This window comes from Paenibacillus sp. FSL P4-0338 (assembly GCF_038002365.1).
Lineage (GTDB): Bacteria > Bacillota > Bacilli > Paenibacillales > Paenibacillaceae > Paenibacillus_AQ.
In genome coordinates this window covers 1,549,000-1,572,282 of sequence record NZ_JBBOCG010000002.1, presented here as the reverse complement: position 1 = coordinate 1,572,282, position 23,283 = coordinate 1,549,000, and the positions used below count along the sequence as shown (strand labels likewise).

Genomic DNA, 23,283 nt, shown 5'->3' with positions numbered 1-23,283 from the left:
GTTGCTGCAGCGGCTTTTTTAACACTTTAAATATAACATAATGTGTAAGCATTTTCAAGCCAATTCGCGGTAAATCACAGCCTATTCTCAGCTTTTTTTTCGGCGGAATTCCGGGAGGGATTGTTACGTTCATCACGGATTTTTGATACAATGGGAAGGTTAATGAAAGGAGCTGCACATGTCTAATCTTCAACAAGCCTCCTCTCCGCTTCTGTGGGGGGATAAACGGTTCCATACCTGGAACTACGAAATGCGCGGGCAGATGGATACCAAGGTGTTCAAGGTCATGCTCGATGCGGGCTTCACCTGTCCGAACCGTGACGGTTCCATCGCCAAAGGAGGCTGTACGTTCTGCAGTGCCAGAGGGTCAGGCGATTTCGCCGGAAGCCGACGGGATGATCTGGTCACCCAGTTCAACCATATCCGCGACCGCCAGCATCAGAAATGGCCGAATGCCAAATATATCGGCTACTTCCAGGCCTACACCAATACGTATGCTCCAGTCGAGGAGCTAAGGGAATATTATGAAGTCATTCTGCAGCAGCCCGGGGTTGTCGGCCTAGCCATAGCCACCCGCCCGGACTGCCTCCCGGATGATGTAGTGGAGTATCTCGCGGAGCTGAACCAGCGCACCTATCTATGGGTGGAGATGGGGCTTCAGACCATTCATCAGTCCACTTCGGATCTGATTAACCGCGCACATGATACCGCCTGCTATACTGAAGCTGTTGCCAAGCTCCGCCGTCACGGCATCCGGGTGTGTACTCACATCATTCACGGGCTGCCTCAGGAAACACATGAGATGATGCTGGAGACTGTAGCTGCTGTAGCCAATATGGGGGTTCAGGGAATCAAAATTCACCTGCTTCACCTCATGCGCAAAACGCCGATGGTGAAGCAGTACGAAGCCGGGCTGCTGAGATTCCTGGAGCAGGATGAATATGTGAAGCTCATCGCCGATTCGCTGGAAATTCTGCCGCCGGACATGATCGTCCACCGGCTGACTGGTGATGCCCCGCGCGATGCCCTGATCGGCCCGATGTGGAGCCTCAAGAAATGGGAAGTGCTGAATGCCATTGACCAGGAACTGGTTGCCAGGGACACCTGGCAGGGTAAGTACTGGAGGAAGGGCTGATGGGCTTCCTGTCTGTCCTTAGCTTCGCCCATAAGCTGACCGCTGAGCGGCTCTCGACGGGCGGACTGGCTATAGACGCCACCGTGGGAACCGGCGCCGACACCCTGTTCCTCGCCAAGGCGGCCGGGCCGCGCGGCGGGGTGTACGGGTTCGACATCCAGCCGCAGGCGCTGGCTCTTGCCGGCGAGCGCCTGCGGCTGGCCCGGGAGGAAGCGCCGGCTGCGCTGGCTCCCGTGACGCTGCTGCTGCAGAGCCATGCAGCCATGGCTGAAGCCGTTCCGCCAGCCTGGCGCGGAACGGTTGCGGCGGTGATGTTCAACCTCGGCTATCTGCCTGCAGGCGATGCCGATAAGACCATCATCACCGAGCCGCAGAGCACGCTGGCCGCGCTGGAGGCGGCGCTTGCGCTGCTTCGCCCGGGCGGGATCATCACGGCCGTGCTGTATCCCGGCCACGAAGGCGGCGGCAGCGAAGCCGCCGCTGTCGAAGCCTGGGCCGCCGGACTGGCCCAGCAGGACGCGCAGACCATCGTGTACCGGCAGCTTCAGCGCGAGTCTGCACCATATGTTGTAGCTGTAGAGAAGAGACAAAGGGGCTAACACCTGAAGACAGTGAGCCCCTTGTAACTGAAGATCATCTTATTATCAGGAAGGAAGATGTTGTAATGACGAAACCATATCCTCTGAAATTTCAGCCGGAGTTCAAAGAACGTGTCTGGGGAGGCCGGGCGCTGGAGAAATTCGGCCTGGATCTGCCGCAAGGCCATATCGGCGAAGGCTGGATGATTGCCGATCATCCGAACGGCACCTCCTCTGTAGTCAACGGCGAACTTGCCGGACAAGGCCTTGATGCCATCCGTGAGCAGTTCGGGCACGAGTGGTTCGGCAGCAAGGGAATTACGGAAGAAGGCGGAAGATTCCCACTGCTGATCAAGCTGCTGGATTGCAACGATAACCTCTCCGTACAGGTTCACCCTACGGATGATTATGCCGGACTTCCCAAGGGAGAGCTGGGCAAAACCGAAATGTGGTACGTGCTGGACGCCAAGCCGGGCGCCAAAATCATCTACGGCCTGAAGGAAGGCGTCACCCGCGAGATGCTGAAGGACGCGCTGGAGAATGGAACGGTTATGGACAGCCTGCAGGAAGTGACTGTAGCTGCCGGTGACTCCTTCTATATCCCTGCCGGGACTGTACATGCATTGTGTGCAGGAGTCGTTGTAGCAGAGATCCAGCAGAACTCTGACACTACATACCGGATTTACGATTATGACCGTCCGGGTCTGGACGGGAAGCCGCGCGAGCTGCATATCGAGGATTCCCTGAATGTGACTGCCTATGAGGGAGCAGGCGCGACTTCGATGAAGACAGATGGTGCTGTGGCCGGGGAATGGCTTAGAATTGCCTCCTCGCCTTATTTTATCGTGGAAAAAGGACTGGTGTCCGGCGAATGGCAGCTCGCCACCACGGATGACAGCTTCACCATTCTGGTAATCTGCGAGGGCAGCGGCCATTTGATCTGGGAGGGCGGCTCCCAGCCATATGCAGCGGGCGAATGCTATCTGCTTCCGTCCAGCCTCGGCGCTTACAGCATTGAAGGACAATCTACAGTGCTGCGCTCTTATCTGCCTTAACCAGCCGGACTGCGTTACTTGGATCAGAAGCAACAGGTACTCTTTACGCTAAGAATGCTGAATTTCACTTTCAGGAGGACAGGCGATGACTGAGAACACTTTTACCATGACTGATCCCTTAGATGTCAAAATCCATGTCTATGAATGGCTGCCGGACGCGGGAACGGAGATCCGGGGGATTGTGCAGATCGCACACGGTATGTGTGAGACGGCTGCGCGGTATGCCCGGTTCGCTTCGGCGCTCACCGCAGCCGGTTATGCCGTATATGCCAATGACCACCGGGGACATGGCCTTACTGCCGGCAGAGTCAACCTGCTCGGCGACAGCGGGGAGAACGGCTTCTACTGGATGCGGCGCAATCTCCTTGAGCTTGCAGAGCTCGCCTGCTCCCGGCATGAGCATGTGCCCATCTTCCTGTTCGCGCACAGCATGGGCTCATTTCTGGCTCAGAAGCTGATGTGCGAGGAAGGCCACGAGATCTATAGCGGCTTCATCCTCAGCGGCACCAACGGTCCCCGGAGTATGCTGCGGCTGGCGGAGTCCCTGTCGAAGGTGCAGTTAAGGCTCCAGGGAGATCACCACCGCAGCGTGTTGCTGAACGGAATGGTCTTCGGTACGTATAACCGCTCCTTTTCTCCGGTCCGGACAGCTTTTGACTGGCTCAGCAGCGACCCGGAGGAGGTGGACCACTTCATTGCCGACCCGTACTGCGGGGCGATCTGCACTACCCGCTTCTTCCGTGATTTCTTCCATATGCTGCGGGAGCTTCATACCAGGTCCACTCTTCAGCACTTATGCAGCGACAAGCCGGTCTACCTGTTCGCGGGTGAGAAGGACCCTGTGGGATCGAATGGTCAAGGGGTGAAGCGTCTGGCTGAGTTATATCGGAAGCAGGGGCTTCAGGATGTAGAATGCAAGCTATATCCGGGAGGCCGGCATGAGATGCTGAACGAGGTCAACCGGGATGAGGTCACGGCCGATGTGCTGGACTGGCTCGCCCGCCACCTGCCTGCCGAATCCATGTGGCTTCAGCCTACGGCGGATTAATTTTTACAGTCCCCACCAGGTTCAATGGCATAGAACACAATGTATGCTGTTTTTCACATATATTTGGGCCGTGTGCCTGCTTGCGAGCGTAATGTATGCTGTTTTCCACATACATTTGGTCCATATGCCTTGTACCAGCCATTGTATTCAGTTGTAAGCACCGCCTTTTAAAGGGCGGTACCGTTTCAGCGGGAAATAGAAGGATAAGTTGTCGTGTGAAACATAGAAATTCTATATCTTAACCAAAGAGAGGCACTCCGTCAGGTACGGGATGCCTCTCTTTGGATTGTGCAGGTTAAGAACCTGCAGAGTGATTACGCCAGGCGACCAGCCTATCCTTCAAAACTTGCTTATAGACCCCCAGCGCATACGCAGAATTATTTACTTTTGTCTTATTCAAGCTTAACAGGTTGTATATGTTATCTTCCAGCTTGCTTCTGCTCTTAAGTACCTCCAGCGTACCTTCTAAGCCCTGGAATCCCTGTCTCAGGCCATATCCCTGTGAGGTGTAATACTCGATGAACCCATCCGACCACTCCAGGGGTCTCCCGTGGACAGCTTTGCGGAAAGCCTGCTCCAGATCGTCCTGTTCAATAACAAACAGTAGCGGGTTCAATGGCTTAATAATGGCCTCCAACTCCTGAATGTAGCTTATCATGTACTCCTCGGCTTCGGCTGCATCGTGCCTGATCATCCCCATAGTCACAGGATTCTGAATAAAACAGCAATCAAACACATACGTATCCGGCCCCCGTAAGGCACTCTCCGTAAACTGCCTCCACCTTGCTGTAATCAGCTTCCTGTGCTGAGCCAGCGGCAGTTCATATACATCCTTTCGGGTCAATCTGTCCATCCATTCCTTCGGAAGGAGAGGACCGTAAGCATTTATTATTTTCCGGTATCCGACCAGATAATTGTTGTCTTGACAGGTAGTGTGCGCGCTTAATACTTCCCCCGAATTCCCGCCGCAGATTCTCGACAGCTCATCATATTCTGCTTGGTAAGGCAAGCAACTCCATCATAATCAGCGGGATGATCCAGATTCCCTTCCAGGACAAGCTGAGCGCTCACATTCATCTCCGTAAGAATTTCGTAAACCAGCTGTGCCGTTGTGGACTTCCCATAGCCGGGTAAACCCTCGACTAAGACTAATTTCGGTTGTTTCATATATCGTTCCCCCGTTCACTCATTAGGAGGATAGGCAGGTAAAGAGCCATATAGATGCTATTTCCGGCAACAAAAAAGGATACCCCTAGGTATCCGCAGAAGTCGGTATACGAACCATTCACCCTGCATACCCTGTAAGTTGACAGAAAGACATGCCTAATAGCATAGTGATCCCCACTATTACCGGCCCGTCCTTCAGTTCATTCACACTTACAAAGTAATCCACATGATGGTGTTTATGCTCCTTTACTGGCATCTCTTTATTGATCGTAACACTGGAGAAGGATAAATACAATTAGGTGTTCACCCACACGGTTCCTCAGCAATTCCTTAGATTCCCAAAGCTTAGTTTCACCGGGAGGATAGACTCCACGATGAGCATCATAATCGCTCGCTAGCTCTGCAAGCCGCTCCAATGAATCATATTCAGAGGTTAAGTCAGGCTGCCATTAACATCCTACTGTGGTTCACCATGGCGGATAAGATAAAATTGCGTCACTTATATCCCCCCCAACTTTACATATATTCTACCAAGGAACCACTGTAAGCTCCGGCCATTTGGACTTCCATTTCTGCGTCTTCGCTTCGTAGATCTTCTCGCTGATCAGTGCTTTGTTGGGCCGTAGAATTAAATGAAATAAATCCTCCAGACCAAATGGGGCATAAATCTTCCATTCACCATTCAGCTCAAGCCTTGCTCCCAGCGAGGTCACTGTAGTCGGCCAACTGTCGATTGCTGCTTCCAGGGAGAGGTAGGGTGGGATTTCCACACCGAACTTCTGCGGATACCACAGATGAACGCGGGCCTGATTCTTGAGATCGACCGGAAGGGGAACGCCGTCAAAAAGCTCTCTGCCCTTCGCAACCACCTTATCCTCAGCAGCATAACTCAGATCAGCTGCATCATAGTAGATAATATCGATGTCACTGATTCCGTATCCCGGCGACCGTCCGGTAAATTCATTCCATATTGTTTGCACCAGGCATCCTGCGCCAATGTAGTAAGGAACTGGAGCCAGACCTTGGGCACGCTTGAAAATATCCATTAGCAGTGTATCTCGGGTGAATAGCTCCATAAGACGGTTATGCAGTACATCCCCCTCATGCATCAGCAGAAGCCTCAACAGGCTCAGAGGATAGCCGATATTGCAAAATCAGCTGTGTTCCTTTGCTTCCGCTCCGCCGCAGACCATGATCCTGAAATCCGGCCCCAAGATATAGCTGACTGGCGGCGGTATTGCATTCATTCACAGCCAGCACAATTTGCCGGGCTTCAGGGTAGTGGCGGCGGACAAGATCCGGCAGCAGCAACATTGCTGCTTTAGCGAACCCACGGCCCTGGCTGGCATGGTCCATCAGGAAAGCGCGCAGCAGAACTGCATCGGCATAGTCAGGAAAGAAATCGGCTATGCCCTCACCAGTGTGGAGGATGAAGAAGCCCACCGCCTGTTCTCCGCAGGCAATGACCACTCCCTCCTTACCGGTATCCTCCTTGATATCCTGAAGCGTCTCCTCCGGCAGTCCAGTGAACTGCAACTGCTCCGCTGGAAGCTTAAAGCCAAGTAACTGGTCCTTGAATTGCTCCCCATACTCGTCACCGTACCTAAACAATGATATGTGCTGCCCCTGACTCAACTGTATTCCCCCCGTAGGTAACTAACTCAGAAGTCCTTCTTTCCGCAAAAGTTCAGTTTGCGCAGGTTATCGGAACACGCACCTGTAATCTCGCTCATTGTATTCAGTTTTTTGATTACATTTGGACCACGTGCCCGCGCGACGCCGAATGTGGTCGGTTTTTCGATTACATTTGGCCCACGTGCCCACTCAGCGCTGAATGTAATCGGTTTTTCGATTACATTTGGTCCACGTGCCTGCGCGACGCCGAATGTGGTCGGTTTTTCGATTACATTTGGTCCACGCACCCACGCAGCGCTGAATGTGGTCGGTTTTTCGCACACATCAGCCCATGTCCGGTGCAACCAGGGTCCCTAACCTACAAAGGCAAAGCGTAATACTGCGCCCGCTGGCTCTCGTCCTGCTGATACAGAATGACCAGCAGCGTGCGGCCATCGCTTGCCCCAGGGTGCGGATCGTTAAGGACCGCCGCTGGCACACCACCAGCCACTGCTGCCACAGTAGGCAGAAGATCTGCCTCAGTAGCGGCCACGCCGCCCGCTCCAGCTCCCCCGCGTTCTGCCGGGGCCGATGCTGTAACCGCCGCGTGTATCTCCCGGCCGTTCCCGTTCCCGTTCCCGTTCCCGTTCCCGTTCCCGTTCCCGTTCCCGTTCCCGGCATCAGCACCCGCTTCGGCACCCGCCTCAGCGCCAAGCTCCCCGTCATAGCGAAGCCCGCTGATCGATTCCAGCACCGGCGCAAGGCGGAACGGCAGCTCATCGAGCACGATGAACTTCTGGAGCTCCCGCTCGCTAAGTCCGGCTTCCGCCAGCTTGGCCGAGATCAGCTCCGGCTGACTGGCGATCTGCTTCAGGTGCTTCGCCCACTCCGCTTTATCAAGCACATCGTCCCACCAGATCTTGCGGGGCTTGTACTTGTGGGCGAGGAAGTAGTCCAGCTTCATCAGGCCGGTGACAATGTCCATGGAGGCCGTGCCCCGGTCCGTCAGGAAGTCCTGCAGCCGGGTGAACAGATCCTCCAACTGATGCCCGATCTTCTGCCAGCCCCGTTCTTCCCAGTAGTCCCCGAACTCCTGGAAGAAGTCGAACGGAGACGGGAACACATGTCGGATCAAATACTTGACCGAATGAGCCAGCCGCTGGCTGTTCCAGTACTTCTCCAGCACATCCTCCAGCCGCTTGAGCCGGATAATATCGGCGAACGGCATAACATGGCTGCTGAGAATTTCGTATGGTGCATGCTCCATATACGTATAGTCATATTTGGCAGCCTGGGCGCGCAGCCCGGTACCGCGCAGCATTTTGAGGAAACCTAATTGCAGCTCCTCCGGCTCCATGGCGAAGACGTCATTGAAGGTCTTGCGGAAGGTGGCGTAATCCTCCATCGGCAGTCCGGCGATCAGATCAAGATGCTGGTCGATGTTGCCGCTGGCCTTAATCTTCATCACAGTGCGCGACAGCTTGGTGAAGTTCTGGCGGCGCTTGACCAGCTCATTGGTCTCATCATTCGTCGACTGAACGCCGATCTCGAAGCGGAAGACGCCCGGCGGGGCGTTTTGCGCCAGGAAATCCAGCACCTCGGGACGCATAATATCAGCGGTAATCTCGAACTGGAACACGCAGCCCTGATGATTGTCGATCAGGAACTGGAACATCTCCATCGCATAATTGCGGTTGATATTGAATGTGCGGTCCAGGAACTTGATCACCTTGGCCCCGCCCTCAATCAGATAGAGCAGATCGGACTTCACCCGTTCGATATCATAATAACGCACGCCCACCTCAATGCTGGACAGGCAGAATTGGCAGTTGAAGGGACAGCCCCGGCTCGTCTCAAAATAAACGATACGCTTGCTCAGCTCCGGCAGATCCTCCGCGAAGCGGTGCGGGGTCGGCAGAGTGTTGAGATCGCTTTTGGGACGGGGAGGATTGACGATCAGCTCTTCACCCTTGCGGTAAGCCGCACCATATACGAAATGGTACTTATGTTCATCCCGGATCTCCTGCAGCAGATGGTGGAAGGTCTCTTCCCCGTCACCGTTCACGACGAAGTCTACTCCGGCCTCCCGCTTCATCCAGTAGAGCGGCTCATAGGATACCTCCGGCCCGCCCAGCACAATCTTGACCTCCGGCATGACCTGCTTGAGAATTCCGACCAGCTTGATGGTCTCCTCGATGTTCCAGATATAACAGGAGAAGCCGATCACATCCGGCTGCTTCTGAAAAAGGTCAGACACGATATTCATCGCGGGATCTTTGATGGTATATTCCGCCAAAAGGATATCCTTGAACTCATGCTCGCTATACGCCTTCAGCAACCGGATCGCAAGCGACGTATGAATATATTTGGCATTTAATGTGGCCAGGATGATTCTCATGCCTTATAACCTTCTTTACATGTCATTTTGAAAAAACTCCAGGAAGGCCTTGCCGTACTTCCGGTACTTCACTTCACCGACACCCTTCACCCTCAGCATCTCCGATTCCGTCTGCGGACAGACCACGCTCATCTCACGCAGCGTCGCATCATTGAAAATGATGTACGACGGCACATGCTCGCGCCCCGCCAGCTCGCGGCGGATCAGGCGCAGCTGTTCGAACACCGTCTCATTGACCGCAGACGGTGAAGTATCACGCGAGCGGCTGCGGTCCCGCGTGCCGGAGGTGACCAGCGTGCGGGCTACGCGCTGATGCACCTGGCGCTGGCCGCGCAGCACCTCTGCTGCCAGCGGCTGCAGCCGGACCACCGGATACTGGCCTTCGGACAAGGCCAGATATCCTTCCGAGATCAGCATATTGATGATCTCGGTAATCTCCTTCTCACTGCGGCTGGACATAGCGCCGTGAGTTGGCAGCTGCTCGAAGCCGTATTGCAGCACCTTCTGGTTACGCGAGCCCTTCAGCACGGATGAGACCAGCGCCACGCCGTAACGCTCCCGCATCCGGTGGATGCAGGAGAAGATCTTCTGCGCTTCTACGGTGATATCCACCAGCTCACGCTCATCAGTACAGGAGCTGCAGATCCCGCAGTGATCATCGTCATGGCTCTCGCCGAAATAGTCGAGCTGTGCACTGCGCAGGCAGCGGGTGGTATAGCAGTATTCAATCATCTGCTGGAGCTTGCGGTATTCGTTGGCTTTGCGTTCCGGGTCCTGCGGGTTCTGCTCAATCAGGAATTTCTGGGTCATGATATCCTGCGCACTGAACAGCAGGATACAATCGCTCGGCTCCCCGTCACGCCCGGCACGGCCCGCCTCCTGAACATAGGCCTCCATGTTCTTCGGCATATTGTAATGAATGACATAACGCACGTTAGACTTGTCGATCCCCATCCCGAAGGCATTCGTAGCGACCATGACACGGATATCGTCATACAGGAAGCCTTCCTGGCTGTCCGCCCGCTCCTGGTCGTTCATTCCGGCATGATAGCGCCCCGCCGTGATGCCTGCGGCCTGGAGGCGCTGGTAGAGATCATCCACCTCCTTGCGGGTGGCGGCATACACGATGCCAGGCTGATGGGCATGCTGAGCCGCGTAATCCAGCACGAACTCTCGCTTGTTCTCTCCGCGCAGCACGGACATCGCCAGGTTGTCACGGCCAAGTCCGGTCATGAAGACGCCCGGCTCGCGCAGGCGTAGCAGCCGGACCATATCCTCCATAACCTCCGGGGTAGCCGTAGCGGTGAAGGCCGCCAGAATCGGACGCTGCGGCAGCTGCTCCACGAACGGGGAGACCGCCAGATAACTGGTGCGGAAGTCATGGCCCCACTGCGAGACGCAGTGCGCCTCATCGACAGCTACGCAGGAGATATTCAGTCCCGCCATCTCCAGGCGGAACCAGTCCAGCTCCAGACGCTCGGGAGCTACATAGAGCAGCTTCAAGTCGCCGCGGCGGGCCGCACGGATGCGCTCATTCACTTCTTTGCCGCTCAGGGTGCTGTTGATATAAGCAGCGGGAATCCCTGCTGTCGTAAGAGCATCCACCTGATCCTTCATCAGGGAGATCAGCGGGGAGACGACCAGGGTAAGCCCCGGATGCAGCAGCGCCGGAACCTGATAGCAGATGGACTTACCGCCTCCGGTAGGCAGAATGCCAAGCGTATCGCGGCCTTCCAGCAGATTGTTCACAATTTTTTTCTGGCCGTCCCGGAAATCGGGATAACCGTAATATTTTTGCAGCTCGGCCTGAGCCTGCTCCATTAATGATCCTTGCATCTCCATGTCTATTCAAACTCCTTAAGGCTTTCTACCTTTTAGTTTACCGGGCAACCGGCTGCCAAGCAACCGCCTGAAGCAGATATCATCGCTCTCCTGCCGGGACCCCATCCCTTCCGTAGTATTTCTTCACGGCCCATGGTATATTGAGGAGTAACCTATTAAAGGACGGAGAATGCGGTCATGAATACAAGAAGAACCAGAAATCAGGGGAACAGAACCTCTAACCATAAACAGGGAACAAGATCCGGAGCCCCGGCCAAGCCGGCAGCTGCACCCAAATCCTATACGGTAGCCGAACCTGCGGAGCTGCTTGTTTTTCTGCTGAAGACGATTACGAATAAGGGGCGCAACTCAATCAAATCCATGCTCTCCCGCGGACAGGTTGCTGTGAACGGCAAACCGGTGACCAAGCATAACCATCTGCTCCATCCAGGCCAGACCGTGACGATTGACCAGGAGAAGCCTGCTGAAGCCAAGGAGATGCTGGGACTGACCATTGTCCATGAGGATGACGATATTATCGTGATTCAGAAGGATGCGGGGCTCCTGTCCATCGCAACTGGAGAAGATAATGAACTGACGGCTTACCGCCAGCTGATGGAGCATGTCCGCCTGAGCAATCCGAAGAACCGCGTCTATGTGGTGCACCGGCTGGACCGTGATACCTCGGGCGTCATGATGTTTGCCAAAAGCGAGGCGATTCAGCAGTCCCTCCAGAACAGCTGGAAGGAGACCGTCAAGGAACGCTCCTACGTGGCTCTGGTGGAAGGCGCCGTTAAGAGATCCGAGGGCACGATCAGCTCCTGGCTGAAGGAGACCTCCACGCTGAAGATGTACTCCAGTCCGCATGAGGGAGACGGGCTGCATGCCGTAACCCGTTATAAGCTGATCCAGGCGAACCGCCACTTCTCCCTGCTGGAGGTGCATCTGGAGACCGGACGGAAGAATCAGATCCGTGTTCACATGTCCGACATCGGCCATCCGATTGCCGGGGACAAGAAGTACGGCGCAGAGACTAAGGCAGTCGGCCGTCTCGGTCTGCATGCCCGTGTGCTCTCATTCGTTCATCCGACCACAGGCGACATTCTGACGTTTGAGAGCGCGATTCCGAAGACTTTTCTGAAATACACAGCACCGGCACCTACGAACTAATCCCTAAGCTGTGAGTGCCGACAGCAGATCATAATATAATATAGAGAAACGATAGAAGGTGCCGCTCTTGTTCCACCCTACTGTTTTTGACAATATCAAAATCGCCCTGGAGAACCAGATCTATGACTACGACAATCTGGATGGGGTTCTAGTTGTAACAGACCGGTCTGATCTGCTCAATCTCGCGCTGATGTCGCGTGAATTCAGCCTCGCGTTCAAGCTGACCGGAGGCCTGAATGTGACGTCCGAGATTCTGCTCCAGTCTACAGTGAAGGACCTTGGCGATGAGATTCTGGAGACGCCGGGCAGCGATCCGGGATGCAGTCTTTTCTTACGCTTTTATCTGGAGATTGAAGATGTGAATGAGCAGTGCCCCACGATTGAAGAGATTCTGACCCGAATCTGGGGACCTGAATTCCAGCCTGTGCAATCGCTCAGCTTCCGCTATGGACAGACGGCAGATACGTACAACAACTGTGTTGAACTGCAATTCAAACGGCAAATTACCGAAGAGCAAATGGAAGACCTTCCGAACCTCTTGAAGTTCCTGCTGCAGAGCGCCGAAGAACTGGAAGAGGTATAACGCTATACATGGGGTGAGCTGATAATGAATTTCCTGCCTCCTGCCCGGACGGGCCGCTGGCTGGCATGGTCTGCCGGTTACGCGCTGCTGCTATGGCTATTGCTGATTCTGCACCGGTATCTGTGGTTAGGTGAGCCTTTCAACTTTATTCTTGCCCTACGCTGGGCCCTCCTTGCCATTGTAATCTCCGGTATAGTCAACGGATTCGGCTGGTTGGGTGCGCAGCTTGTGTGGATTTTCTCAAGCGCTGGAACTGTGGCGGGACTCTTCCTGATGTACATGTACACTTACCGTGAAATGTCGGGCTTCGAGGATCTTGCAGGCTTTCTGTCCTTCGGCCTGTTTACAGCAGGCGGCTTCGCTCTGGGTCTTATCGCCGAGGGCGGCCGCCTGCTGATACACTATTGGCGCAAACGCTGATTCCTGTTAGGAGCTGATGACCCTTATGTCCAATTCCCTGCTGACCAAAAATGCGCTCGCACGCTCACTCAAGGACCTGATGGCCCATCTTCCGCTGAACAAAATCTCCGTCCGGCATCTGGTTGAGGATTGCGGCGTGAACCGGCAGACCTTTTATTATCATTTTCAGGATATCTATGATTTGCTGGGCTGGATCTACAAGACGGAGGCTGTCGAGAGCATTGCCCAGTACCGCAGCTACAGCACGTGGACCGACGGATTCTACCGGATATTCTGCTACATCGAGAACAATAAGGCCTTCTGCTGCAACACCTTGGACTCCCTCGGACGGAGGCATCTGGATGCGTATCTGTATGAGGTGACGAGTGATCTCGTCATGGGCGTCATCAACGAGTTGGCCGCCGGGCTGAATGTCGGGACGCCGGATAAGCAGTTCATCGCCAACTTTTACACACTGGCCTTCACCGGACTGATCATTCAGTGGATGCAGGACGGGATGCAGGAGCCGCCGGGGCCGATGATTGAGAAGCTGAGCGTCCTGATCGAAGGGAACTTCCTGAAGGCGCTGTATAAATATGAGAACATTTTGTCGTAACCTCAGGGTTACGGCTTTTTTTTTGCCCAAAAACGTTACACTTTGTTCCATATGTCCAAATTTTATACAGATCATACGCTTTGATGATACCCTCCAGGGCGGGACTGGATTACACTCGGTTCAGGTCCAGTATTCAAGCAAATCTATGGAGGCGGTAATCAGTGAAAAAAGAGTACGGTAACGAGCAGGTATATTTCGTAGGCGGTGGCATTGCATCCCTTGCGGGTGCGGCCTATCTGGTTAGAGACTGCAATTTTCCCGGACAGAACATTCACATTATTGAAGAGATGAAGATCCTTGGCGGCAGCAATGACGGAGCCGGCGATGCAGAGCATGGATATGTCATTCGCGGCGGCCGCATGCTGAACGATGAGACCTATGAGAACCTGTGGGAGCTATTAAGTACCATTCCGTCCATTGACCAGCCGGGGATGACGCTGCGGGAAGAAATCGTTCAATTTGACGAGTCCAATCCAACCCGCGGCCAGGCACGGCTAATCAACAGCAAGGGTGAGGTTCTGGATGTCACCTCAATGGGCTTCGATATGGCAGACCGCCTGGCCATGGGCAAGCTGGTCATTACGCCGGAGCCAGCCCTGGGCACCTTGCGGATTAACGACTGGTTCGGACCGCATTTCTTCACGACGAACTTCTGGTACATGTGGGCAACCACCTTTGCTTTCCAGCCTTGGCATAGTGCGGTTGAGTTCAAGCGGTATATGCTCCGCTTCATGCACGAGTTCCCTAGAATTCAAACGCTTGAAGGCGTAACCCGCACCCCATACAACCAATATGATTCGATTATTCTGCCGCTGCATCAATATCTGGAGCCGCTGGGCGTAGATTTCACCTTGAAATGTACGGTAACCGATCTGGAATTCAAAGATGGCGACGGCATTACAGTAACCGCGATGAAGGTCGTCCGCGATGGCGTGGAGGATGTCATTACTGTCAATGAAGGTGACCGGGTCATTGTGACGAACGGCTCGATGACCGAAGGCTCCAGCCTCGGATCAATGACCTCCGCTCCCGGGATGAACGGTAAGGGCAGCTCATGGAAGCTGTGGGAGACGATCGCCGCGAAGAAGCCAGGTCTCGGTAATCCTTCTTCCTTCGACGATCATGTGGATGAATCCAAATGGGAATCCTTCACGGTGACCTTCCAGGACTCGAAGTTCTTCGACCTGATGGAGAAGTTCACCCGCAACCGGGCCGGTACCGGCGCACTCGTAACGTTCAAGGATTCCAGTTGGTTCATGTCGGTCGTGCTGGCCTTCCAGCCACATTTCCGCAACCAGCCGGAGCATGTCAAAGTCTTCTGGGGATATGGCCTGTACCCGGACAAGGTCGGCGATTATGTACACAAAAAAATGTGCGACTGTACCGGCGAAGAAATTATGGAGGAGCTGATCGGACATCTGCACTTCGAGGCGCATAAGGAAGAGATCATGGCTACCGCCAACTGTATTCCTTGCATGATGCCATATATCACCTCCCAGTTCATGCCGCGCCTGAATAGCGACCGGCCGCAGGTAGTGCCTGAAGGCTCCACCAACCTGGCCTTTATCAGCCAATACTGCGAGATCCCGGACGATATCGTTTTCACGGAAGAATATTCAGTCCGTGCCGCCCGTATCGCCGTCTACACCTTGTTCGGCGTGAACCGCCCGGTAGAGCCGATCAATGCGTACCAGAACGATGTCCGCACACTGTTCTCCAGTCTAATAACCTCATTCCGGTAACGGCCTGATCCAGCTACTGCGGTGTTGCCCGCCCGGACGTTGAGCCCGCCCTCTGAGGACGGCGGGCTGGGCGCGCGGACTGGCAGCCGGATTCACACATGTACAGCCGCGGCGGTCCAAATATGTTCGGTTTTCCGCATACATTTGGACCACTTGCCCACGCAGCTGCGATTGTGTTCGGTTTCCCGCGCCAGGCCTGTGGTCTCTGTAAGCAACAAAAACCCCTGCTGCATGAATTTCATGCGGCGGGGGTTTCGTGCGTCCATTTGTTGCAACCTTGCTAAGAAGGTCCAGTGACGGCGGGAATTCCATATTTTACAGCCTTTTCCGATTAGCCGAAGCCTCCTGACTGGATGGATCACGTTACACAGACTCCAGCGGCGGACTCCAGTGCGCTTATTTGTACCAAATCATCTTTTGCGGCAGCGTTGCGGACACAAGTGCGCTTAAGTGCCGAATATCCTGCAATTTTGCTTAAAAAACCTCTGCATAGCGTCCTCAGAGTCCGGCAAGCTGCCCAAAATGGCCTTTTGGCGCGATTAGCGGAACTGTAGTCCGTAACCAGACTCGTTCGTCCAGGCACAGCACGCAGCAACGCTTACTTCAAGCCTGCCTCTGATCACAATCAGATGCTGCAGGAGCCGTCATCGCAGCCGTCATCAGACGGTGCAGCCCCGGATTTCGGCTGGCCGACCACCTGAAGCTCTGGACCCTTCTGCTCCTCCGCCCATACCGTGTCCAGCACTTCAGTAAAGACCGGACCCGGCTGTGCGCCGGATACTGCGTACTTATTATTGAAGACGAAGAACGGAACGCCGGTGATGTTCAGCTGCCGGGCAACTTCAATGTCAGCCTCTACCCGGTCGCCATAAGCCTCACTGTCGAGCACCTCAGCCACTTTGGCCTGATCCAGTCCGGCCTCGGCAGCCAGCTCAGCCAGCACTTGGCGGTCACCCAGATTCAATGAATCGGTGAAGTACGCACGCAGCAGCCGTTCGGTCATCTGCGGAGCCTTGCCCTGAGTAGCGGCATAATGGCTCAAGCGGTGAGCGTCAAAGGTATTCGTGGACTGAATTGTATCGAAATTGAACTCCAGACCCACACCCTGCGCCTGCTCGGCCAGCTGTGCGTTCATCTCCTTGGCCTTGTCACGGGTCATGCCGTATTTACCGGCCAGCAGCTCATGGATATCTCTCGTCTCATCGGTGCGTGCATTCGGGTCCAGCTGGAAGCTGCGGAACACGACCTCTACCTGGTCACGGCCGGGGAATTGGCTCAGCGCGTGCTCCAGCCGTCTTTTGCCGATATAGCAGAACGGGCAGGCATAATCAGACCATATATCTATTCTCATGGGAATTCCTCCTGAATGGTAATGGTATTTGTATTGCAATTCACTTACTATTATATAGTTAAAAACCGAAAATTACAAACAAACTTTCTGAACAATCCTTGCTCGCTAAATGCCCCGCACACTCTCTCCCCTGCTGGCTTCCGGGAGAAAAGTAAACGAAAGAGGTATATACGTCCGCCCGGGCGGACAGGTAAAATTAGAGCAACTAAGAAGTCCCGAAAGGAGTCAACGGTATGCATGACCTGTCTATAGTCATTCCCACGCGTAACCGGATCAGCGATCTGACCCTCTGCATTGAATCCATCGGCGCGCAGACCGGCCTGGAGGATGTCTCCATCGAACTGCTGATCGTGGACGACGGCGAGATCGGAGAACGGGTGCTGGAGTATTTCCGCGAGGTGCTCGGGCGTCTTCCAGATGCCAGCCTGTGTTATTACCGCAAAACCAAGCCCGGCGTCTGGCTCTCCCGCTACGAGGCCCTCGGGCTCATCGACGGGGAGATTCTGCTCAGCTTCGATGACGATGCGGAGCTGGACGATTCGTTCTATATCCGCCGGATGCTCGATACCTATGCCTCAGACCCGTCCATTGTCGGGGTCGGCGGAATCGCCAAGGGTCTCTCCAGCAGCAAATCGGGCAAGCTGCTCGGCAGGCTGACCTGCCAAATGTCGGCTTCGCCAGGCAGACTGTCGGCAAGCACACTGGCCGGGTCTCTTCTCTTATGGGGGGAGACGGAGAATATTTTTGAGACGGACTTCTTCCATGGCTGCAATATGTCCTTCCGCAGCTCGGCGCTGCGGGATATGAAGCCGTACCCCTGGATGACCAGCTACGCAGTAGCAGACGATATCTATATGTGCCATCTGGCGAGCAGATACGGCAAGCTGGTGATTAACCCGGAGCTGAAAATCATGCATCATGAATCGCCCAGCTCGCGCGACAAGGCAGGCCGGGTCGCACGGGCGACCGCAGTCAATCATTATTATCTGCTGAATCTGCGCAAAGCACCCGTGAAGAATTATGCAGCTCTGCTCTGGACCTTGTCTTACCTCGCCGTCAAGTCTACGCTCAAGCGGAACTTCAATGCCGTCTCCGGCTACGCCAGCGGCATTCTGTTCGTGCTTAATCCCCGCAAGAATAAATACAGGGAATTTATGCTGGACTAGGCACAGAACTCCACGAAAAACCGCTAGTGTGCACAGAACCAAACAGTTCAAGGATGTTATGAGGCCCTATGCCCCATACATCCGGTTCATACACCTTCTGGTCAGCACATTACTTCGTATTCGGTTTTCCGCATACATTCGCCCCACTTCCCTCGCCACCTCTCATTACTCCTTATCCGAATGATAAATCGCAAAAAGGGTGCCCCCGAAGCAGCTTAGTGCTGCCCCGATGACACCCTTTTACCTACTTGGTTCTTAGGCCGTATACCCGAAGCCCAGGATGGTGAAGCACTTCTCCTGATCCTCCGGCGCCATCCGGATCTCCACCACATGCTCCTCGCTCTGCTCATTCTTATACAGAATCACAGCGTTGCAGTGGGTCCAGCTATTCACATGCGGATCTGCCGTCAGAACCAGCTTGCCGTCCACATAGACCTCCGCCTTGCCCACATCCGGGCTGCCCGAATCCTTGAAGACCAGGATCAGATTCTTGCTGGTGATTGTCAGCCTGAAGCGATCCTCACCAGACGCAGCCGTGTGCATCCAGTTATGCGGGAATTGCGGAGTGCCGAACGGATTGGCATCCATCTCCACCTGCTGCAGCTCCTCATCCGTACCGTCGAAGCCGCCTGCTTCAATAGCAATCGCAGCACCTGCGCTGCCCAGATCACTTATGCGGTCCAGCAGCCGGACATGGGCAAAATCATTGCCGAGCACAGGCGCACCCGTCAGCGTATCCTCACCCTCTTCATCCATCCCCGCCCGGGCGGTTTCGGAGAACAGGTAGCCCAGGGAATCCGCCATTACGCGGTGCCCATCATTCGTAGGGTGATAAATATCGTAGAAGAATTGCCGCTTGGAGATGATATTCCCTTCGGCCTTGCTCAGCCGGAACTGCTCTGTTACTGCATCTTTGACACTGACCATCGGGAGATTATAGCGTCTGCCTACCGGGGAGAGGCGGTCCTGCAGGTTCCAGTCATTCACGAAGACACTGAACAGCAGGATGACAGCAGGATGGTTCGGGGCAGACAGAATTTTGAGACAGAGGCTCTCGAAGCAGTTACCCTTCGTCTCGTCCCCTTCATCATTCACAGCAAATTCCACCACTACGATGTCAGGAGCGGCTACACTATCCCTCAACACATCCCGCTCATAGCGGATCATCCCCAGCTCGGAGGGCGTCCCGCCAACCCCGGCCTTGATGAAATGAATGTTCTCTCCTCCGTCCTTGCCGAATAACTCCTTAAATCTCAAGTACGACTGATAAGCATAGCATTCTGTATGGATCGGTTTGGCTCCTGCACCCTGTGTGATAGACCCGCCAATATAAGCAATCGTCACATCCTCGCCGCTTGCAGCCTTGTCCATAGCCCGCTTCAGCCGCCGGTTATTGCCCGCATGCAGCAGGGACTTCGCAATCATTGCACGATAAGCAGACGAATCGAAGTCTACGGGAGGTTCCGCTGTCAGCTCAGGTGCCGTGTACCCGTCATTAAGGTAGAGAACGATGCTCGCTGTCGCCAGTTCCCCCTCGTTGTTGAACTCAAAGGCATATTTGCCGGGAGCCACATCCTCCTCAGACCATTCGGTCTCCTCCAGTTTCACTAGGATTTCCGTTCCATCGCCAGGGCAGGGGACCCGCAGCTGCGTGCCAGTCTCATATTTGCTGGTTCTGCCCCAATTCTGCAGGAGAAAAGTGACCGCTGTCCCTTCCTCCCCCGTCTTCACAGATACACCAATGCTGTGCACCAGCTTGCGGAAGCCGGTCCAGTCTCTAAGCATCGCCAGCATCTGCTCATCCGTAACCCCGCCTATGTATTTGGCTTTATCGATCAGATAATTGCCTTCCAGATAGACCTCCTGCGAGGGCTTGCCCTCCGCCCGGGCGGTTGCCTCAATCGCCGTCTCGAACATGACGAAGAAGCCGTCCCGGCGCTCCACTGGATCTTGGGGTGCCGCCGGACCCTCCTGCCCGCCAAGCCCGGTACTGTTGCTATACTTTTCCATATCCATCAGCCTCACTTTGTCTGAAGGCGCTCTCACTCATCAGGAGCAGGACAGCTCTCATCCGCCGCCATGCCCGCTCTTGACTTCAGCTGCGCCATAATAGTCTGCATTAACGATTTCATTATAGCCTGGGGTCTGGAGCAGCTCAACGTACAACCTGAAACTCTGTTTAGTTATTACAACAATTCGTTAGTTTGTCTCTATTGCAGCATTCCGGTGGAGATGAACAGAATCATATGCTCTTTGATCTTGTTCTGATCCAGCGGCTCATGGGATTTGTTCCATTCCGTGGTCAGCGCCAGATACATCCGCAGAATCATAAACGCCGCCACACTGGCATCGCAGGCCTTCACTTCTCCGTTCCCGATGGCCTCCTCGATCTGCTGCTGCAGGAACTCCAGCGCATAACCCTCCATCCGCTTCACGCCTTCGAGCGCCTGGGCCGTACCGATATCCCGTACCTCCTGCGCCAGCTTCACGAACAGCTCATGGTCCAGGCGGAACTCCAGAATGGAGTCCAGCAGATGAAGCAGCTTATGCACGAAGGAAGTTTGCTGCGCAGCCACACGGCTCATCACCGATGTTAATTCAGCTGTGGCCTTGCCCAGAATTTCCTCGAACAGTTCTTCCTTGGTTTTGAAAAAGGTATAGATCGTGCCCTTGCCCACATTGGCGATTCTGGATACCTGATCCATCGTCGTAGCTTTATAGCCGAATTGTACAAAAGACAGGGTTGCAGCCTGCAGGATTAAAGCTTTACGGTCAATAGACATAGGTCATGCTCCTTTACTGTAAACAAGTGGAAACCGCTTTGCCGTCCTTTTAAGGAACGGTACCGTTTCAGCGGGAAATAGAAGGATAATGTATAGCCTTATCTTTTGAAAATATCACAAGCCTCCCCCTTCGGCAAGCCGCGCTTTCGCACAAAATGTCATCAAATGAGTATCCATTGCTGTTCTTTCTGGGGTATGATAGTAAGGATGCAACCACGAAACTAATTGTATGGATGGTGGAATATGTCTGAAATCAAAAAAACATCTAAGAACAAAAAAACCGTTGTAATTCTGGCCGCGCTCGTCGTTGTTATCGCTGCGGCTGTGGTAATCTGGCTTACAGTAGGCAACAACAAGAGTGAAGACAGTCCTGCTGCTACTGGAACCGGCGATACGAAATCCCTGGAACAGACATTTTATATTTATGACACCGTCGTGAATATCAAGGTGTTCGGCGATACAGTGAAGCAGAAGAATATGGACGACATTCAGGCCATGCTGGAACGGATGGACATTGAGTTCAGCCGCACCAAGACGAACGGGGAATTGTACGCAGTGAATCAGGCCGCCGGTAAGCAAGCTGTTGCTGTGTCTGACGAAACGCTGGATATCGTGAAGCTCTCCCTCAAATATGCAGAGGAAATGGACGGGCTTTACGATCCGACCATCGGGCCGCTGGTCGACCTCTGGGCCATCGGCGAAGGCGGAGAGCGCGTGCCGGACCAGGCAGCGATTGACAAGGCGCGCAGCTTGACCAACTATAAGGATGTTATTGTAGATGAAGCCGCGAAGACGGTGAAGTTAGCCAAAGAAGGCATGGTGCTGGACATGGGCGGAATCGGCAAGGGCTATGCGGCTGACCGGATCGCCGACTATCTCAAGGCTCAGGGCCTGAACAGCGCGATGATTAATCTCGGGGGCAGCAGCATTATCGCCCTTGGCAATAAGCCAAATGGTTCCCAGTGGAATATCGGCCTGCAAGACCCCGATCAGAGCCGGGGCACCCAGCTCGGCACGATTAAAATTACCGATGAGGTCATTGATGCTTCCGGGGTGTATGAGCGCTTCTTCATGCAGGACGGGGTGCGTTACCACCATATCCTCGACCCCCGCACGGGCTTCCCTTCCCAGAACGGGCTGAAGAGTATCACTATCATGAGCCCCAATGCGACAGATGCGGACGCTCTTTCCACTGGTGTGTTCCTCATGGGCCTGGAAGAAGGCATGAAGTATCTCGAAGCGCTGCCGGAGAAGGTTGAGGCCTTCTTCATTACGGACGATAACAAGATCTATGCCACCTCTGAGCTGAAGAAGCGGCTGAATCTGACCGATCCCACTTATAGCTTCGCTAATTAACGGAGTCTGGTGCTGATGTGGCTAAGTAGCTTCCAGGTAAAATACACAAAAAAGGTGCCTTCCACTCACGGAGAGCACCTTTTCTGTATGAATATCACACCAGCGGCAGCTCGCTGAACTCTTTATAATTCGTGAAAATATGGCTTGGCCTATGATCCGTCCCCGGCTCTCGCCCGCGCGGATTGTACCAGCATACCTGCCAGCCCGCAGCCAGTGCCCCGACCACATCGTTGGCCCAGGTATCGCCCACATAGAGGCTGTTCTCCGGCACCGTTCCCGTCACACGGTTAACATGCGCGAAGATGGCCGGGTCCGGCTTTGCCAGACCGACCGCATCCGAGATGAAGATCATCTCCGGCGGAATGATCCGGTCGATCCCCAGCCCGCGCAGCTTGCCCATCTGGTGCTCCTGCGGACCGTTCGTGATAATGCCTACCGGGTGCCCTTGGCTAATGAACCGCTGCAATTGCTCCGCTACGCCTTCAATCATCTCAATCGTATATTGGCGGGCAATGTAGGAGGCCTGTATCTGCACCGCCTGCTCCCGAGAGAGCGGCAAGCCAAATTCGTCAAAAGCCAGCTCCAGCCGCATCACCCGCGTCTCCTCCAGCTCCATCTCCCCGCGCAGATACTTCGGCCACAGCAAATCACTGTGATGTCTTACCGTGTAGAACAGCTCTGCGTAATCCAGCTTGTCCTCCTCAGGGGCCAACACCTCACGTACGGCTTCCCGGAAGGGAAGCAGGTGGTCATACAGCGTATCATCCAGATCAAAAAACACAGCCAGCTTACCATTTGTCTCCGTCACACTAACTCTCCTAACCCTGCCTTAGAAATATAAATAATAATTGTAAAAGCTCTCGTCCCGCACATATCCATGGGCTTCGTATAAACGCTGTGCACCGGTGTTGTCCATCATGGTGGACAGCGTCAGGCCTTTGGCTCCTGTCCCCTGGGCGAAGCCCTTCACGCCTTCAAGCAGCAATGAGCCCAGTCCTTGTCCCCGCTGCTTCTGCGTCACGAACAGATCATTCAGAATCCATACCGGCTGGAGCGTAACGGAAGAGAACGAAGGATATAACTGCGCCAATCCATGAACCTGCCTGTCTTCACCCTCACCGGCAACCGCCATGAAGACAACCGATTCCTCATGCTGCAGTCTTGCCGTCAGGAACTCCCGGGCAGCTTCCAGGTCGGCAGCTTGGCCGTAAAAGCTGCGGTAGTCATTAAATACCGGTGCAAGCTCCTCCACATCCTCAAGACCCGCACGTTCAAAGCGAAAATTCAGCAAAGGTACGCCC

Annotated in this window: 21 protein-coding genes; 11 read left to right on the top strand and 10 right to left on the bottom strand. The window is 54.5% G+C overall.

Annotation, left to right across the window (positions count from 1 at the left end):
• The first annotated feature begins 178 nt into the window (after positions 1-178).
• The 4 genes from MKZ07_RS30915 (at position 179) to MKZ07_RS30900 (ending at position 3,816) form a co-directional block, all read left to right on the top strand.
• The gene (locus MKZ07_RS30915) at positions 179-1,135 is read left to right on the top strand and encodes a TIGR01212 family radical SAM protein (protein ID WP_036696094.1); all 957 of its coding nucleotides are present in this window, start codon (positions 179-181) and stop codon (positions 1,133-1,135) included.
• Positions 1,135-1,734 (top strand): tRNA (mnm(5)s(2)U34)-methyltransferase, encoded by a 600-nt coding sequence (locus MKZ07_RS30910; RefSeq protein WP_076160575.1) that lies wholly within the window; start codon positions 1,135-1,137, stop codon positions 1,732-1,734. The genes MKZ07_RS30915 and MKZ07_RS30910 overlap by 1 nt, the downstream gene beginning before the upstream one ends.
• Positions 1,735-1,799: 65 nt before the next feature.
• Positions 1,800-2,768 (top strand): type I phosphomannose isomerase catalytic subunit, encoded by a 969-nt coding sequence (locus MKZ07_RS30905; RefSeq protein ID WP_036696069.1) that lies wholly within the window; start codon positions 1,800-1,802, stop codon positions 2,766-2,768.
• A gap of 85 nt (positions 2,769-2,853) precedes the next feature.
• Entirely contained in the window at positions 2,854-3,816 is a 963-nt protein-coding gene (locus MKZ07_RS30900) for an alpha/beta fold hydrolase (RefSeq protein ID WP_036696068.1), read from the top strand.
• A gap of 295 nt (positions 3,817-4,111) precedes the next feature.
• Here the strand turns inward: MKZ07_RS30900 and MKZ07_RS30895 are convergent, their stop codons facing one another.
• From MKZ07_RS30895 to recQ, 5 genes are all read right to left on the bottom strand, one after another.
• On the bottom strand, positions 4,112-4,825 hold the full coding sequence (locus MKZ07_RS30895) for a hypothetical protein (RefSeq protein WP_341029361.1): 714 nt from the start codon (positions 4,823-4,825) through the stop codon (positions 4,112-4,114).
• Between the two features lie 685 nt (positions 4,826-5,510).
• Positions 5,511-6,092: a nucleotidyltransferase family protein gene (locus MKZ07_RS30890; RefSeq protein ID WP_036696066.1), complete on the bottom strand. Its 582-nt coding sequence runs from the start codon at positions 6,090-6,092 to the stop codon at positions 5,511-5,513.
• Positions 6,085-6,594, bottom strand: a complete 510-nt coding sequence (locus tag MKZ07_RS30885) for a GNAT family N-acetyltransferase (RefSeq protein WP_063829034.1) — start codon at positions 6,592-6,594, stop codon at positions 6,085-6,087. The genes MKZ07_RS30890 and MKZ07_RS30885 overlap by 8 nt, the downstream gene beginning before the upstream one ends.
• A gap of 382 nt (positions 6,595-6,976) precedes the next feature.
• Positions 6,977-8,995: a B12-binding domain-containing radical SAM protein gene (locus tag MKZ07_RS30880; protein WP_341029357.1), complete on the bottom strand. Its 2,019-nt coding sequence runs from the start codon at positions 8,993-8,995 to the stop codon at positions 6,977-6,979.
• Between the two features lie 15 nt (positions 8,996-9,010).
• Complete coding sequence (gene recQ, locus MKZ07_RS30875; RefSeq protein ID WP_036696060.1) at positions 9,011-10,837, bottom strand: DNA helicase RecQ; 1,827 nt, start codon at positions 10,835-10,837, stop codon at positions 9,011-9,013.
• 177 nt (positions 10,838-11,014) lie between these two features.
• On the opposite strand from recQ, the gene MKZ07_RS30870 reads away from it, so the two are divergent.
• The 5 genes from MKZ07_RS30870 to MKZ07_RS30850 all read left to right on the top strand — a co-directional run bounded on the left by MKZ07_RS30870 (position 11,015) and on the right by MKZ07_RS30850 (position 15,326).
• Positions 11,015-11,986: an RluA family pseudouridine synthase gene (locus MKZ07_RS30870; RefSeq protein WP_036696058.1), complete on the top strand. Its 972-nt coding sequence runs from the start codon at positions 11,015-11,017 to the stop codon at positions 11,984-11,986.
• A 67-nt stretch (positions 11,987-12,053) separates the two neighbouring features.
• Complete coding sequence (locus MKZ07_RS30865; RefSeq protein WP_076159186.1) at positions 12,054-12,569, top strand: hypothetical protein; 516 nt, start codon at positions 12,054-12,056, stop codon at positions 12,567-12,569.
• A gap of 24 nt (positions 12,570-12,593) precedes the next feature.
• A complete protein-coding gene (locus tag MKZ07_RS30860) occupies positions 12,594-12,989 on the top strand; it encodes a hypothetical protein (RefSeq protein WP_036696054.1) in 396 nt (131 codons plus the stop codon).
• 25 nt (positions 12,990-13,014) lie between these two features.
• The gene (locus MKZ07_RS30855) at positions 13,015-13,584 is read left to right on the top strand and encodes a TetR-like C-terminal domain-containing protein (protein ID WP_036696052.1); all 570 of its coding nucleotides are present in this window, start codon (positions 13,015-13,017) and stop codon (positions 13,582-13,584) included.
• Between the two features lie 161 nt (positions 13,585-13,745).
• Positions 13,746-15,326, top strand: coding sequence for an oleate hydratase (locus MKZ07_RS30850; protein ID WP_076159182.1), 1,581 nt, complete (start codon positions 13,746-13,748; stop codon positions 15,324-15,326).
• Between the two features lie 625 nt (positions 15,327-15,951).
• On the opposite strand, the gene MKZ07_RS30845 is transcribed toward MKZ07_RS30850, so the two are convergent.
• The gene (locus MKZ07_RS30845; RefSeq protein ID WP_341029352.1) at positions 15,952-16,677 is read right to left on the bottom strand and encodes a DsbA family oxidoreductase; all 726 of its coding nucleotides are present in this window, start codon (positions 16,675-16,677) and stop codon (positions 15,952-15,954) included.
• 233 nt (positions 16,678-16,910) lie between these two features.
• Here MKZ07_RS30845 and MKZ07_RS30840 point away from each other — a divergent pair, with 233 nt between their 5' ends.
• On the top strand, positions 16,911-17,843 hold the full coding sequence (locus MKZ07_RS30840) for a glycosyltransferase family 2 protein (RefSeq protein WP_036696044.1): 933 nt from the start codon (positions 16,911-16,913) through the stop codon (positions 17,841-17,843).
• Positions 17,844-18,098: 255 nt separating this feature from the next.
• On the opposite strand, the gene MKZ07_RS30835 is transcribed toward MKZ07_RS30840, so the two are convergent.
• Positions 18,099-19,853, bottom strand: a complete 1,755-nt coding sequence (locus tag MKZ07_RS30835) for an SGNH/GDSL hydrolase family protein (protein ID WP_036696042.1) — start codon at positions 19,851-19,853, stop codon at positions 18,099-18,101.
• Between the two features lie 200 nt (positions 19,854-20,053).
• On the bottom strand, positions 20,054-20,626 hold the full coding sequence (locus tag MKZ07_RS30830; protein ID WP_036696040.1) for a TetR/AcrR family transcriptional regulator: 573 nt from the start codon (positions 20,624-20,626) through the stop codon (positions 20,054-20,056).
• A 243-nt stretch (positions 20,627-20,869) separates the two neighbouring features.
• Here MKZ07_RS30830 and MKZ07_RS30825 point away from each other — a divergent pair, with 243 nt between their 5' ends.
• On the top strand, positions 20,870-21,982 hold the full coding sequence (locus MKZ07_RS30825) for an FAD:protein FMN transferase (protein ID WP_036696038.1): 1,113 nt from the start codon (positions 20,870-20,872) through the stop codon (positions 21,980-21,982).
• Positions 21,983-22,076: 94 nt separating this feature from the next.
• Here MKZ07_RS30825 and MKZ07_RS30820 read toward each other — a convergent pair whose 3' ends face one another.
• Together MKZ07_RS30820 and MKZ07_RS30815 are read right to left on the bottom strand one after the other, a co-directional pair.
• Positions 22,077-22,790: an HAD family hydrolase gene (locus MKZ07_RS30820; protein WP_036696035.1), complete on the bottom strand. Its 714-nt coding sequence runs from the start codon at positions 22,788-22,790 to the stop codon at positions 22,077-22,079.
• A gap of 21 nt (positions 22,791-22,811) precedes the next feature.
• On the bottom strand, positions 22,812-23,273 hold the full coding sequence (locus tag MKZ07_RS30815; RefSeq protein ID WP_036696032.1) for a GNAT family N-acetyltransferase: 462 nt from the start codon (positions 23,271-23,273) through the stop codon (positions 22,812-22,814).
• Between the last annotated feature and the right edge of the window lie 10 nt (positions 23,274-23,283).

Coding starts and splice junctions, on each gene's coding strand:
- MKZ07_RS30835 (WP_036696042.1), bottom strand. CDS start 19,853: ATGGAAAAGTATAGCAACAGTACCGGGCTTGGCGGGCAGGAGGGTCCG.
- MKZ07_RS30855 (WP_036696052.1), top strand. CDS start 13,015: ATGTCCAATTCCCTGCTGACCAAAAATGCGCTCGCACGCTCACTCAAG.
- MKZ07_RS30840 (WP_036696044.1), top strand. CDS start 16,911: ATGCATGACCTGTCTATAGTCATTCCCACGCGTAACCGGATCAGCGAT.
- MKZ07_RS30870 (WP_036696058.1), top strand. CDS start 11,015: ATGAATACAAGAAGAACCAGAAATCAGGGGAACAGAACCTCTAACCAT.
- MKZ07_RS30915 (WP_036696094.1), top strand. CDS start 179: ATGTCTAATCTTCAACAAGCCTCCTCTCCGCTTCTGTGGGGGGATAAA.
- MKZ07_RS30860 (WP_036696054.1), top strand. CDS start 12,594: ATGAATTTCCTGCCTCCTGCCCGGACGGGCCGCTGGCTGGCATGGTCT.
- MKZ07_RS30905 (WP_036696069.1), top strand. CDS start 1,800: ATGACGAAACCATATCCTCTGAAATTTCAGCCGGAGTTCAAAGAACGT.
- MKZ07_RS30910 (WP_076160575.1), top strand. CDS start 1,135: ATGGGCTTCCTGTCTGTCCTTAGCTTCGCCCATAAGCTGACCGCTGAG.
- MKZ07_RS30825 (WP_036696038.1), top strand. CDS start 20,870: ATGTCTGAAATCAAAAAAACATCTAAGAACAAAAAAACCGTTGTAATT.
- MKZ07_RS30845 (WP_341029352.1), bottom strand. CDS start 16,677: ATGAGAATAGATATATGGTCTGATTATGCCTGCCCGTTCTGCTATATC.
- recQ (WP_036696060.1), bottom strand. CDS start 10,837: ATGGAGATGCAAGGATCATTAATGGAGCAGGCTCAGGCCGAGCTGCAA.
- MKZ07_RS30880 (WP_341029357.1), bottom strand. CDS start 8,995: ATGAGAATCATCCTGGCCACATTAAATGCCAAATATATTCATACGTCG.
- MKZ07_RS30830 (WP_036696040.1), bottom strand. CDS start 20,626: ATGTCTATTGACCGTAAAGCTTTAATCCTGCAGGCTGCAACCCTGTCT.
- MKZ07_RS30890 (WP_036696066.1), bottom strand. CDS start 6,092: ATGCATGAGGGGGATGTACTGCATAACCGTCTTATGGAGCTATTCACC.
- MKZ07_RS30900 (WP_036696068.1), top strand. CDS start 2,854: ATGACTGAGAACACTTTTACCATGACTGATCCCTTAGATGTCAAAATC.